Origin of the sequence: Jatrophihabitans sp. (genome assembly GCF_035474675.1) — a bacterium.
Lineage (GTDB): Bacteria > Actinomycetota > Actinomycetes > Mycobacteriales > Jatrophihabitantaceae > Jatrophihabitans_A.
The window spans coordinates 1-13,025 of sequence record NZ_DATINC010000159.1; the positions used below are offsets into that span (position 1 = coordinate 1).

Genomic DNA, 13,025 nt, shown 5'->3' on the forward strand with positions numbered 1-13,025 from the left:
CGCCCGGGCGTTCGTCAACCGGCCGCTGGTGCTGCTGGCCGACGAGCCGACCGGAAACCTCGACCCGGACACCAGCCAGGGCATCATGGGCCTGCTGGAGCGGATCAACCGCAAGGGCACCACGGTGGTGATGGCCACCCATGACAACAACATCGTCGACGCCATGCGGCGGCGGGTGATCGAGCTGGAGCTCGGCCACGTCGTCCGCGACCAGAACCGCGGCGTCTACGGCATCGGCCGGTGAGGCTCATCCTGCCCCGCCCGTCCCAGCCGCTGCGCCAAACCCGAACGGAGTGCACCCGCCATGCGTGCTAGCTATCTCATGTCCGGAGTCGCGACCGGGCTGCGGCGCAACGCCAGCATGACCATCGCGCTGGTGCTGTCCACCGCGATCGCGCTGTTCTTCCTGGGCGGGGCGCTGCTGATCAACAAGGAGATCTCCAAGACCCAGGAGGCGTACAAGGACAAGATCAACGTCTCGATCTACCTGTGCACCGAGACCTCCAACCAGAGTCCCGGCTCGCCCTGCAAGCACAAGGTGACCGACGCCGAACGGCTGGCGCTGCAGGCCAAGCTGAACAACGACCCGCAGATCACCAGCGTGCAGTACCTCAACGAGGAGCAGGCCACCCAGATCGCCAAGCAGCGGCTCGGCGCGAAGGTGGTCGACGAGGCCGGCCCCGGTGCGATCCCGTCGTCGTTCACCATCAAGCTGCGCGACCTCAAGGCCGACTACCAGCCGGTGGCGGCCCGCTACGCGGGAGTCGCCGGCGTCGAGCAGATCCAGAACCAGGACGTCAGCCTCAAGACCATGCTGCGGCTGTTCGACACCGGCCGGGTCGGCTCGTTCGTGATGTTCTTCGTGGTGCTGATCTGCGCGCTGCTGCAGATGGCCAACACCATCCAGACCGCGGCCCAGCAGCGGCGCAACGAGACCGGCATCATGCGGCTGGTCGGGGCGTCGCGGTGGATGACCCAGCTGCCGTTCGTGATCGAGGCGATGCTGGCCGCGGTGGTCGGCGCGGTGCTGGCGATGGTGGGCAACTGGGTGGCCAAGGTGGTCTTCCTCGACGGCCTGCTCGGTGACCAGGTGCGCTCGAAGATCCTGCAACCGATCTCGGGCAACGACATCATCCTGGCCGGCGGCGTCGGCCTGATCGCCGGGGTGATCCTGGCCGCGCTGACTGCCTGGCTGACGTTGCGGCTCTACGTCCGGCTGTAGTTTCTTCGGTATGGCTAGTGCAGTCGCGGGATCGTCGAACCGCCCGGTCCGCAAGATCATCGCCCAGAACAAGAAGGCCCGGCACGACTACGAGCTCGTGGACACCTACGAGTGCGGCATCGTGCTGATGGGCACCGAGGTCAAGTCGCTGCGGCTGGGCCGGGCCTCGCTGGTCGACGGGTTCGCCACCATCGACGACGGCGAGGTGTACCTGCACAACGTGCACATTCCCGAGTACGCCTTCGGGTCCTGGACCAACCACACCCCGCGCCGGGTGCGCAAGCTGCTGCTGCACAAGGGCGAGATCCTGCGGCTGATCGGCAAGACCAAGGAGTCCGGGCTGACCCTGGTGCCGCTGTCGCTGTACTTCACCGAGGGCAAGGTCAAGGTGGAGCTCGCCCTGGCCCGGGGCAAGAAGACCTACGACAAGCGCCAGGACCTGGCCAAGCGGGACGCCGCCCGGGAGATCAGCCGGGTGCTGGGACGGCGGGCCAAGGGCCGCACCGACTGATGGGTGCGGCCGGCGGTGCTGGCAGCCGGGCCGCTGCCGGCCGGCCCGGCGAGCTGACCGACGCCGAGGTGCCGGACGTCTGGCGCTCGCTCGGCCTGCCGGGGCTGGCCGACATCCACGTGCACTTCCTCCCGCCGGGCATGCTGGCCAAGGTCTGGCAGTACTTCGACCGGGCCGAGCAGAACTACGGCATGGCCTGGCCGATCTGCTACCGCACCGGTGAGGACGACCGGATCGCCACCCTGGCCGCGCTCGGGGTTCGGCGGTTCCCGACCCTGTGCTACCCGCACAAGCCGGGGATGGCGGCCTGGCTGAACGACTGGTGTGCCGAGTTCGCCGCCGGCCACCCGCAGGCGGTGCACAGTGCCACGTTCTTCGCCGAGCCCGGCGTTGCCGGCTACGTCCGGCAGGCGCTGGAGGCCGGCGCCCGGGTGTTCAAGGTGCACGTCCAGGTGGGTGGCTTCGACCCGAGCGACGAGGTGCTGGACGCCGCCTGGGGGCTGCTCGACGAGGCCGGCGTCCCGGTGGTGGTGCACTGCGGGTCCGGCCCGCTGCCCGGTGCGCACACCGGCCCCGGGCCGATCGGCGAGGTGCTGCGCCGGCATCCGGACCTTCCCCTGGTGATCGCGCATGCCGGCGCGCCGGAGTACGCCGAGCACCTGGAGCTGGCTCGCCGCTACCGGCGGGTGCGGCTGGACACCACCATGGTCGCCACCCCGTACCTGGACCGGATCGCGCCGGTGCCGGCCGAGGTGCTGGCCGGTTACCGCGACCTGGGCGACCGGATCGTGCTGGGCAGCGACTTTCCCAACATTCCCTACCGTTACGCCCGGCAGGTCCAGTCGTTGCTGGAGTGGAACTTCGGCGATGATTGGCTGCGGCAGGTGCTGTGGCACAACGGCGCGACGTTGATGGGGTTGTGAGGTGGACGTGTCGGCGGTGGCAACCACGGACTGGCGGCCGTTGAGCGTCGAGACGGTGGGGGACTGGGCCGAGCTCACCAACCTGCTGGCGGTCGCGGACGGCACCGAGGAGTTCTACGACGCGATGGCGCTGGCCGAGGAACTGCACGAGCCCGGCGTCGACCCGCGGCTGGACACCGTGGCGGCCTGGCGGGACGGCACGCTGGTCGGGTTCGGGCAGCTGCGGGTGAGCTCGGGGCTGTTCGAGGGCCGGGTCCGCGCCGAGATCATCGGCGGGGTCCGTCCGGACCAGCGCGGCCAAGGCCTGGGCACCGAGATCATGAACCGGATGGAGGCCCGCGCGCTGGAGCTGGCAGGCCAGCGGCACCCCGGCGTGCCGGTGCAGCTGCGGGTGTCCGGCGGCATCGAGGGCGCCTCGGTCCGGCCGATGCTGGAGCGGCGCGGGTATTCGATCGTGCGCTACTACCACGAGATGGCCCGCCCGATTCCCGGCGTGCTGCCCGAGCCGCCGAAGCTGCCGGTCCAGCGGTACTCCGCCGAGCTGGCCGAGGAGGTGCGGCTGGCCCACAACGACGCCTTCAGCACCCACTGGGGCTCGATCCCGGTGACGGCCGAGCACTGGCAGAACATGCTCACCTCCCGGACGTTCCGGCCGGACTGCTCCTACCTCAGCGTGAACCCCGACGGCCGGGTGCTGGCCTACGTGCTGATCTGCCAGTGGGTGGCGGGGGAGGCCTGGGTGCACCTGGTCGGCACCCGGCAGCAGGCCCGCGGTGCCGGGCTCGCCCGGGCCTGCCTGGCCGCGTCGGTGCGGGCGATGGCCGAGCAGGGCTTCGCGGTGGCCGGCCTCGGCGTCGACTCGGAGAACTCCTCCGGCGCCGGTGCGCTGTACGCGTCGCTGGGCTTCGAGGTGCAGCGGGTGCTCGCGCACTACGGCCGGGTGGAACCGGCCGGCTGAGAGTGTTGCTTCGGCGGGTCAGGAACCGGTGCTGGCCCGCGCCTGCTCGGCGGTGTTGGCCGCGATCCGGCGCTGGTCGGCCACCAGGATCCCGTAGGTGAAGGCGTTCTGGCCCTCGTCGGAGACCTGGTCGGCGATCCGGCGGAGCTGCTCGGTGGCAACCACCGCGTCCTGGTGCTCGCCGAGCAGCGTCTGCAGCCGGGACGCCCGCTTGGCCACCTTGCTGCCCTTCTTGCCCAGCACCGGGGCGGCTGCCTCGGCCGCGTACCGGGCTCGCTTGCCGGCCTTGCGGGCCTGGTGCAGCAGCTCGTCGGGGTTGTGGGCGTCGGCCGCGCGCTTCATCCGCTTGGCGAGCTTCTGCTCGGCGGCGGCCACGTAGCCGGCCAGCACGCTGGGCGGCCCATCAGCCTCCGGGGTGAAGGGCGGCTGCTCCCGCCAGCGCGCCAGGTCCTGCACCAGCACCTGGTAACGCTGGTCGTGCAGGGTGGCCAGCAGCGCGGCGGCGTGCTGGCGGAGCTCGGTGAGCAGCACTTCGTCGATCCGCTCGGCGACCGGGCCGACGACCAGGTAGGCGGGCAGGTCGTCGACCGCGCGGGCCAGCCGGTTGCGCAGTACCTCGCAGTCACGCACCTCGCCGAGCTCGCCGGCGAACCAGGCCAGCTCGTTCTGCAGGCGGCTGGCTGCCTCGGCGTCGAACAGCGGTGCGAAGATCCGCAGGGCGGCCCGCAGCCGGCGGGTGGCCACCCGGGCCTGGTGGACCGCCTCGTGCGGCTGGCTGGTGGCGCTCGCCTCGAACGGCCGGTCCTGGATGGCGAAGTGGCCGGCGGTCAGCGCGTCGCACTGGATGCGCAGGTAGCGGGTCAGCACGCCACCTGCGGTGCTGGTGTCGAAGGCGTCCGGCCGGCCGAGCGCTCGGCGCAGCTTCGAGGTGGCGTGCGAGGGATAGGCGCCGCGCTTGACCAGCAGGCCGGCGGTCCGCTCCAGGTCGGCGGCACTGCCGCCCGGGCCGAGCTCCACCTCCAGCTCCCGCCAGCGAGACACCGCGACGTGCGCGCCCTCGGAGCTGGCGCGCACCTCGTCGTCGGCCAGCTCGAACACCAGGTCACCGTCGGAGTCGCTGACCTGGTGGCGGGCCCGGGTGGTGCGCAGGGTGACGCTGGGCAGCAGCTCCGCACCGCCGGTGAAGGGCCGGATCAGGCGGTGCAGCTCGTCCGGGGGCTGCTCGTTGCCGGCCAGCGGCCAGTGCAGCTCGGTGCGGAAGCCCGCGCCGGGCACCTTGAGATGCCAGCCGGTGTCGTCGTCGCCGGAGCGCCGGCGCAGGCTGAGCCCGGAGCGCAGCAGGTCCTGCTCGGCGGTGTCGTAGTAGGTGCTGTCCAGCTGGACGATGCGGCTCTCGATGCCGGAGCCGGGCTTGGCGAAGTCGGCCGGGTCGCCCAGCACGAAGTCCGGGGCGACGTCGAACTTGGTCTCGATCTCGCGAGAAGTGTCGGCCACCAGCTAGTTCTACCGCCTGGTGGGCGGGCGCATACCACTTCTTGTGTAACTGCTGGGTGGCATCGGCGAGGCAGTTGGCCGGATCGAGGACGTGGGCGGCGGCCGTCCATGGCAGAATGGATCGCGCCGGCCGCGGGTTCGCGGTCGGAACTCGACGGGCGGGCATATCCGTCCAGAAGGGGGTGAATGGTCTCGACTTCGTACGTTGAGATGAGGAGAAGCGGGCCGAGGACCGCATTGCTGACCTCGTTAAAAAAGCGATGCAACCAAAAATAAGCGCCGATTCCAATCGCGCTGACTTCGTTCTCGCTGCCTAAGTAGCGGAACGGGTCTGTCAGCCCGGGTTCGTCACCGGCCCGGATGCTGGCATCAGCTAGGTGGCTCACCGTCCTGGCCGGTCGCGGGGCAGGACGGGACAACTCACAGCGACTGGGCCTGTCACACCGACTCGTGTGCATGATCGGTGGGGCCGAGTAGAGGCGAAGCACACTGCGCCCGGAGAAGACCCATCAACACGACGAAGGACCCGGGTTCGATTCCCGGCACCTCCACCATGACACGCTTATTCCAACCACGGTCCGAATAGATGCCGGCCAAGGTCGGCCGGGCGTTTTGATTGGTTGCCACACGCTGGGGACAGACCCGACTTTCGACCCCCGCGGTGCGGCACTGTCCGGCGGACCGTGACCCTGCAGGGCGGCAACCGGTCCACCACCGATACCGCCTGACCACCGTCAACTGCCAGGCGTAGCGTTCAGGGACTGGATGCGGGCACCAGCTGCCAATAGGCAAGAGCGCCGTCTGTGCCCGGCACGACGGTGGCCGGCTCGGGGAGCGCCGCCATGCTCTCGACGAGGTAGCGCAGCCAGTCCGCCACTCGTGGATCGGTGGCCGCCAGGGGGTCCACCGAACCGTCGGGTCCGATCCAGCATGGGTACATTCCCACCGACTCGACCCCGCCCGCCGTCAGGTCGCACCGTCCGACCACGGTGAACCGGGAGTCCGGATGAAACGGCAGGAGCGGATAGTCGGCTCGCGGGTAGATGCCGTAGTCACCGAACAGTGTCTGGCAGGCGGCCTCGTCGGAGTAGGAAACCTCCTCGGTTTCGGCTGCCAGATCCTCGGCCAACCGCGGTAGGTCGCACGCGACGTGCCCCAAGCCGAAGAAGACCGGGGTCGCGCCGATGAAGCTCGTTCCGCGGACGGTGTGCTGATGATGGCCCAGCACCAGGTCCGCGCCGGCCTCGGCAAGCAGCTGGGCGGCCTGCGGCTCGTGGTCGGTCAGGCCATGCCGCTTGGTCACATCGCCCCAGTGGATGCTGGCCACCACCACGTCGGCATGCTCGCGCGCCGCCGAGATCGCCGCCTCCAGCACGCTCGAGTCGTTCTCGTCGATCGCGGTGATCACCCTCGGCTGCATGCCGGGGTTCCACTCGTCCGGCGTCGGGTTGAGGTAGAAGGTGTAGGCCCGTAACGGCAACAGCCCGGCAACGCCCGGCCGGGCTTCGTATCCGACCGGGAATACCGATGACGCCGCGATGACCGCGACTCGCAGGCCACCGGCCGCCAGCACGGCCGGTTCAGCCGCAGCGACCAGGTTCTCACCCGCTCCGGCCGTCCGGATGCCCAGCTCGGTCAGCCGGGTCAGGGTCTGCCGAAGCCCTTCATGGCCGCCGTCCACGATGTGATTGTTCGCCACCGACATCACCGAGAAGCCGAGTTCGGCCAGCCACCCGAGCTGGGTCGGTGCCGCGATCTGGGGACCGCGGGCATGCGGCGATCGTTGCGAGCTGTCGGAGTAGTTCCCCTCGCAGTTGCCGAACACGATGTCACCGGTGGCGAGCAGCTCCCGAAGTCCCGACAGGTCGCCCATGCCGGCCGGCCGGTCGAAGAAGACATCGCCGACGCAGAGCAGGCGCACCGGATCGCCGGTCATCGGATCGGTTCGGCCACGGGGGCGGGGTGCGCCCTGCCGACGCGGTCGAGGATGAACGCGAGCACCTCGGCCTCGTCGTACCAGTCCTCGTAGACGTCCGAATGACCCAGATGGCCGCTGGCATCCTCTTTCAGGTACACCGGCCGGCCGGAGGTGGAATGAGCCCGGACGGCTTCGCTGTAGCGCCTCGGCTCCTCCGCCGAGACCCTGGCATCGGCCAGTCCCGCCGTGATCAGCATGGCCGGGTAGGCGGCACGGACCACGTTGTCCACCGGTGACCAGCTGGCGATCTGCGCCCGTGCCTGCTCATCGAGCAGGGGGTTGCCCCACTCGGCCCACTCCAGCTCGGTGAGGGCAGCCGCCGGGTCGGACAGGGTTCGCAAGCAGTCGACGAAGGGCACCTCGAGCACCGCGGCTGCGAACAGTTCCGGCACCCGGTTCAGCGCGGCTCCGACCACTGCCGCCCCGGCGCTGCGGCTGCGCGCCACCAAGGTGTCGGCAGTTGCCCAACCCTCGTCCACCAGGTGCCTGGCGCAGGCCAGATAATCCTCGATCGCATGGAGCTTGCCGCCCTGCCGGCCGGCGTCATGCCAGGGCTCGCCGAGATCGCCGCCACCTCGCACGTGCGCCAGCGCGAATGCCACCCCGCGCTCCAGCAGGGACAGCCGGAAGGGCGAATAGCCCGGGTCCAGCGCTACTCCGTAGGCGCCGTAGCCGTACAGCACGGTGGGCCACGGCGCCGGCCGGTCCGCCGGGCCCAACAAGGTCAGCGGTACCTCGACCCCGTCGGCCGAGCGCGCTCGTAGCCGGATGACCCGCATCACCGGCGTGCCGGCCGGCGGCGGAGCCGCATCGATCGGTTGCGCCGAACGATCGGCAGCCGAGATCCGGTACAGCCGGGCGGGCGACTGCCAGCTCTCCCGGACCACGAGGGCCTCGGTGCCGGCCGGATCGAAGCCGGGCACGAAGGACAGGGCGGCCAGCCCATCGTCGGAGCCGAAACGGACGTCGACCGGATCGCCGATGCCGGCTCCGGCGGTCACCGTCTTGAGCCGCTGGCCGCCGCCCTGCCGTTCCACGATCAGCGCCGCCCCCGAGACGGCCACCACCTCTTCCCACTGGGCAGCCGGGGCAGCGCTACAGCGCAGCTGCCACTCGCCGCCGGCGCGGCGCACCAGCAGGCGGTCCGAGCGACCGGGAGAGGCATGCAGCAACCAGTCATGCCCCATCGCGGTGTCGAACTGGACCCGGTCGCCCGGTTCGAAGTTTTCCACCGGGATCGGCGCGGTGGCCTGCGGGGGCAGGAGCAGCAGGTGGTTGCCGGCATGGCTCTCCCGGCTGATGACCACGGTCCGGCCGTCCGAGGCCTGGTTGAGATCGAAGTATTCTGCTGCGCCGGCCCGGCAGAGCACCCGGTAGCCGTGCCCGGCAGCCGATATCTGTGCCACCGTCGAGGGCATCAGCGCCTCGTCCGGTTCGGTGAAGACCAAGTCCCGACCGTGCCAGCCGACGGCCGAGCTCACCGCCGAGCGCACGGTACGAGCACCCGACGGGGCGTCCAGCTCGACCACTCGCAGCTGGTACCGGTCGCTGCCGTCCACGTCGACGGTGTAGGCCAGCAGCCGCCCGTCCTCGGACACGGCCACGCTGCCCAGCAGGAATTCCCGGCCCTCGGCCGGGTGGTCGGCGAAGTCGAGCACCCGGTGCGCCCCGTCCGAGGTGTGCAGCAGCAACTCCGGTGTCGAGGCGTCCGGTTCCTCCCACAGTTCGTAGCGTCCGCGGGCGGTCGTGAAGGCGGCCAACAGCTGGCCGGGAGCCTCGGCGGCCCGGCCGGCGAACTCGGCAACGAGGGTCTCCCGCAGCGGGGACAGTTCGGCCAGCCGGCGCTGCCAGCTGGTCATGGGCCGGCTACTGCCGCATCGGCATCGCTGATCTCAACGTCCGCGCCGGCCCGGGTGCTCAACGCCGAACCGGTGAAGTCGACCGCGGCAGCTATCAGCCCACCCGCCACCAGGATGGTGCGCGCGGACAGCCGGGCGGTCAGCCCGCCCACCATCGAGACCGAGATCGGTTCCAGGCCGAATGAGGTGGCCCGCGCGATGCTGTTCACCCGCCCCAGGTAGTTGGCCGGTGGGATGGTCTGCAGCAACGTCCGGTAGAACGTCGCCGCCGGTCCGGCGAACAGGCCGCTGAGCAGGTAGGCCGCGCATCCGGTGGCCAGGTTCGGCATCACGCCGACCGCTCCCAGCATGAGGTCGCTGACCATGAACAGCAGGAAGATCTGCCGCTGCGACGTCTTCCACCGCTCGGGCAGCCTGCTGCACCCCAACGTGCCCACCACCAGCCCGACGCCGAGGCTGGCGCTCAGGGCGCCCAAGCCCTGCGGGCCCGAGTGCAGCACGTTCTTGGCGAACACCGGCACGGCCACCGCCATGAGGCCGAGCACGAACAGGTTGGCCAGCGCGAAGCCGGGCAGCAGGACACGCAGCTGGACGTCCCGCATCACGTACCGCAGGCCCCCGCGCAGGTCGGCGAGCACACTGCCTCGCTCCTCCTCGCTCGGTGCCCGGACCGCCGGGACCAACACCATCAATGCCGCGCTGATCAGGTAGAGCGCGGCCGAGACCAGCAAGGTCCGGTAGGTGCCGATGGCGGCGACCAAGCCACCTCCGACCGCGGGGCCGGCCGCGAGCGTGGCCCATTCCCGCATGCCGTTCCAGCGATTGGCATTCACCAGCTGCAGCGGGTTCAGATAGCTCGGCAACATGGTGGCTGACACCGGCAGCCGGACCGCGTCCAGCACGCCGAGGCCGATGGCCACGCTGATCCAGGCGTAGAAGTTCCCGGAACTGGTCACCACCGCCGCGAGCACCGTGAGCGCGCAGAGCAGGCACCCCACCACCGCGGTCAGCGAACGCTTGTCCGAGCGGTCGACCAGCACGCCGCCGAACAGCAACAGCACCCCTCGGGGGATGGCCCACGCCGCGAGCACCAGACCGAGGCGAGCACTGCCGAACTCGTGCAGGGCAGCCCAGGTGATCGCCATGATCAGGAACTGCTCGCAGGTATCGGTACAGGTCTGGGACCAGATCACCGCCTGATATACCCGATGCCGGCGCAGCGGAATGGTCGGAAGTTCGGCGCTCTCGGGCAGATCGATCACCCTTCCCGTCAGGCTGGGTACGTCATTCCCACGGCTGGCACGGCGCCACACACCCGGCAGTCGGGCCGTCGTTCGAAATCATGCCACTGCTGGGCGAAGGTAACGAAATCTACCTCCAGCAGCCGGTGCGAGGCCAGAATCTCGCCCATGAAGTCGAGGCGGTGGCGCAGCATCTCGTAGGAGAGGAAGTACGCCAGAAACATGCAGGGCGGCCCCATCGCGGCGTTACGGGCATTGATGTGATTTTCCCGGATATAGTCCAGCGGCTCTTGCAGTTCGGGTGCGAGCGCAATTTCTGAGTCGATCCGGCACTGATAACAAGGACCTTTGCCGGGCACCACGGTATAGGCGGTTCCGACCCGGGCGCTCACACTTGCGGCGGCGTACGGAACAGAACTCTGGACGCATACTTCATTGACCCAGAAATCGATCAAACCGTTCGGTTTGTCCGCAAGGCAGAACACGAAGTCGGGTCTGGCCTGGTCGACAGCCTCGCGGACATCTTCTAGACACGTCAGTCGCCGGTCGGAAACCTCGAATTCGATATCCGGATTGAAACTCCGTATCCGCTGCCGAGCAGCGTCGGCCTTGCGCTGTCCGATCACATCGGTGGAGTAGAGGACCTGGCGGTTCAGGTTGCTCAGCTCCACCCGATCGAAGTCGACGGCGAAGATATGACCGATGCCGAGTTCGGCCAGGGCCATGCAGACGTTGGAACCGATACCGCCCAGGCCCAAGAGCAGCACCCGGGTATCTTTCAGCTTCGACTGAGGGGTGAAACAGCTCTCGCCAGGTGCCACGACGGTACGGAAGAAGTCGAGATTCGGCGCGTACCGCTTGAGATCGCTGCCGCTCAGGTTGTCGGGCGGCACCTCGGCGGCATCCTCCAGGAAACCTCCGGCCAGTAGTTGTCGCAGGGCGTCCAGCACCTCGTCCGGATCGAGTGACTCGGTGAGCTGGCCCTGCAGTTCGGATACCGACCGGGTGCCGTCCAGTATCCGCACCAGCGCGGCGTAGCTGCCGTCGGGATCGACGATCTCGTCCGCATATGACGGGCCCGAGCCCAGCCGGATCCGCTCGTTGAGGTACAGCACGTCGTAGATCGTCTTCAGCCGCGGCAGGGTGGGTAACGGAACTGCGGACATTTATGCCTCCGGCAGATTATGCGGGACACATTTCAGCACGAGAATGGAAATATCGACATGCACTGATGTCCTCCGCGCACAGCGGGGAGGACATCAGCGTGCTGGGGCTCAGCGCGTGCTATTGCCCGACTTGAGAACCACGACCTTGCGGATCTTCATGCTCTTCTGCATGCCACTCACCTCCTCTGCCTTTCTGCGATATCCGGCACTCGTTCGATAAGCCGAGAGGTGTCCAGAATGCGCTGTTATAGAATAAAGTCAAGATTTCCTAGAAAGAACTTTTTACAACCTTTACCGCCGTAGCCGGCGAACCTCTTTCGAAGGACGTACGGGTGCGCCCGTGCCGCCCCGTCACGTCCGCCGCCGACTGGTGCCACTGACCGGTTACAACTGGGGGCTGACTTTCGGCGGTTCGCCGGTTAGGGTGCACAAGGTCACATCTCCCTCTCATCCCCATCCCATGGAGGAAAGGTCTGTGCATAAGCTCACGACCGGCGTCCTCGGCGCCGTAGCCCTCACGCTGGCCAGCGTGTCGGCGATACCCCACGCCACGGCGGCTCCGGCCGCCGCGGACTCGTCCAAGTCGGCGGTCAGCCGGCCGGACAACCACCCCGGACCCCTGACTGCTCGTCAGGAGGCCCGCCGCAAGGCGGCGCAGAAGCTCATCCTGTCCGGCAAGGCGGCCCCCAACGCCGACGGCGTCGTCAAGCTCGCCGACGACAAGTACTACCAGGCGGCGGTCAGCGGCACCGGCCGGGTGTTCACCATCCTGGCCGACTTCGGCACCGCCGGCAGCGGCAAGCTCGGCACCACCCCCGGCCCGCAGCACAACCAGATCGCCCAGCCGAACCGCAGCGTCGACAACAGCACGAACTGGCGCAGCGACTTCAACCGCCAGTACTACCTGGACCTGTTCTTCGGCCCGGGTGAGTCGTTCAAGAACTTCTACTCGGCCCAGTCGGCCGGCCACTACACCGTCGACGGTGACGTCAGCAACTGGGTGCAGGTGCCCAACAACGCCTCCACCTACGGTGACAACACCGTGGAGAACAACGGCGGCGCCTGGCAGTTCATCGCCGACACCGGCAACGCCTGGTACAGCGCCCAGGTCGCCGCCGGCCGGTCGGACGCCGACATCAAGGCCCAGCTGGCCTCCTTCGACGTCTGGGACCGCTACGACTACGACGGCGACGGCAACTTCGACGAGCCGGACGGCTACCTCGATCACTTCCAGGCCGTGCACGCGGGCGAGGGTGAGGACGGCAACGGCGGCGAGGACGCGATCTGGTCGCACCGCTGGTACGTCAACGAGTCCGACTTCGGCAAGACCGGTCCCACAGTCGGCGGCACGCCGGTGCTCTTCGGCGGCACGCAGATCGGCAACACCGGCTACTGGATCGGTGATTACACCGTCGAGCCGGAGAACGGTGGCCTAGGTGTCTTCGCGCACGAGTACGGCCACGACCTCGGCCTGCCGGACTTCTACGACACCGCCGGCGGTGAGAACGGCACCGCGTTCTGGACCCTCATGAGCTCTGGCTCGTGGCTCGGTCATGGTGCTGACGCGAACGAGGGCATCGGCACCACGCCGGGCCTCATGGGCCCAGAGGAGAAGCTCTTCCTCGGCTGGCTGAAGTACACAGAGGTGGACAAGGGCGCCGGCACGCAGAGCA

10 protein-coding genes, 1 other RNA gene and 1 pseudogene are annotated in these 13,025 nt (G+C 68.9%); 7 read left to right on the top strand and 5 right to left on the bottom strand.

Translation table 11 applies throughout. From position 1 onward, the window contains the following. The 5 genes and pseudogenes from VLJ82_RS18730 to VLJ82_RS18750 form a co-directional block, all read left to right on the top strand. Positions 1–244 (top strand): annotated as a pseudogene (locus tag VLJ82_RS18730) (cell division ATP-binding protein FtsE); the annotation flags it as partial. Positions 245–304: 60 nt separating this feature from the next. Then, a complete protein-coding gene (gene ftsX / locus VLJ82_RS18735; RefSeq protein WP_408664882.1) occupies positions 305–1,222 on the top strand; it encodes a permease-like cell division protein FtsX in 918 nt (305 codons plus the stop codon). Between the two features lie 10 nt (positions 1,223–1,232). Beyond that, on the top strand, positions 1,233–1,733 hold the full coding sequence (gene smpB / locus VLJ82_RS18740) for an SsrA-binding protein SmpB (protein ID WP_408664883.1): 501 nt from the start codon (positions 1,233–1,235) through the stop codon (positions 1,731–1,733). Beyond that, positions 1,733–2,656 (top strand): amidohydrolase family protein, encoded by a 924-nt coding sequence (locus tag VLJ82_RS18745; RefSeq protein ID WP_408664884.1) that lies wholly within the window; start codon positions 1,733–1,735, stop codon positions 2,654–2,656. The genes smpB and VLJ82_RS18745 overlap by 1 nt, the downstream gene beginning before the upstream one ends. 16 nt (positions 2,657–2,672) lie before the next feature. Beyond that, the gene (locus VLJ82_RS18750) at positions 2,673–3,614 is read left to right on the top strand and encodes a GNAT family N-acetyltransferase (RefSeq protein ID WP_408664885.1); all 942 of its coding nucleotides are present in this window, start codon (positions 2,673–2,675) and stop codon (positions 3,612–3,614) included. 18 nt (positions 3,615–3,632) lie between these two features. Here VLJ82_RS18750 and VLJ82_RS18755 read toward each other — a convergent pair whose 3' ends face one another. Continuing rightward, entirely contained in the window at positions 3,633–5,108 is a 1,476-nt protein-coding gene (locus VLJ82_RS18755) for a CHAD domain-containing protein (protein ID WP_408664886.1), read from the bottom strand. 178 nt (positions 5,109–5,286) lie between these two features. On the opposite strand from VLJ82_RS18755, the gene ssrA reads away from it, so the two are divergent. Then, positions 5,287–5,662: a transfer-messenger RNA gene (gene ssrA / locus VLJ82_RS18760) on the top strand. A 200-nt stretch (positions 5,663–5,862) separates the two neighbouring features. Here the strand turns inward: ssrA and VLJ82_RS18765 are convergent. Genes VLJ82_RS18765 through VLJ82_RS18780 form a run of 4 tightly spaced genes read right to left on the bottom strand, consistent with a single transcriptional unit; the run spans position 5,863 to position 11,352 of the window. Beyond that, the gene (locus VLJ82_RS18765) at positions 5,863–7,044 is read right to left on the bottom strand and encodes a CapA family protein (RefSeq protein WP_408664887.1); all 1,182 of its coding nucleotides are present in this window, start codon (positions 7,042–7,044) and stop codon (positions 5,863–5,865) included. Next, a complete protein-coding gene (locus VLJ82_RS18770) occupies positions 7,041–8,945 on the bottom strand; it encodes a prolyl oligopeptidase family serine peptidase (protein ID WP_408664888.1) in 1,905 nt (634 codons plus the stop codon). Before VLJ82_RS18770 ends, VLJ82_RS18765 begins: the two co-directional genes overlap by 4 nt. Continuing rightward, positions 8,942–10,207, bottom strand: a complete 1,266-nt coding sequence (locus tag VLJ82_RS18775; RefSeq protein WP_408664889.1) for an MFS transporter — start codon at positions 10,205–10,207, stop codon at positions 8,942–8,944. The genes VLJ82_RS18770 and VLJ82_RS18775 overlap by 4 nt, the downstream gene beginning before the upstream one ends. An 8-nt stretch (positions 10,208–10,215) precedes the next feature. Then, positions 10,216–11,352, bottom strand: coding sequence for a HesA/MoeB/ThiF family protein (locus VLJ82_RS18780; RefSeq protein WP_408664890.1), 1,137 nt, complete (start codon positions 11,350–11,352; stop codon positions 10,216–10,218). A 475-nt stretch (positions 11,353–11,827) separates the two neighbouring features. Here VLJ82_RS18780 and VLJ82_RS18785 point away from each other — a divergent pair. Further along, positions 11,828–13,025, top strand: a 1,198-nt coding sequence (locus tag VLJ82_RS18785) for an immune inhibitor A domain-containing protein (RefSeq protein ID WP_408664891.1), incomplete at its 3' end; no start/stop codon positions are given.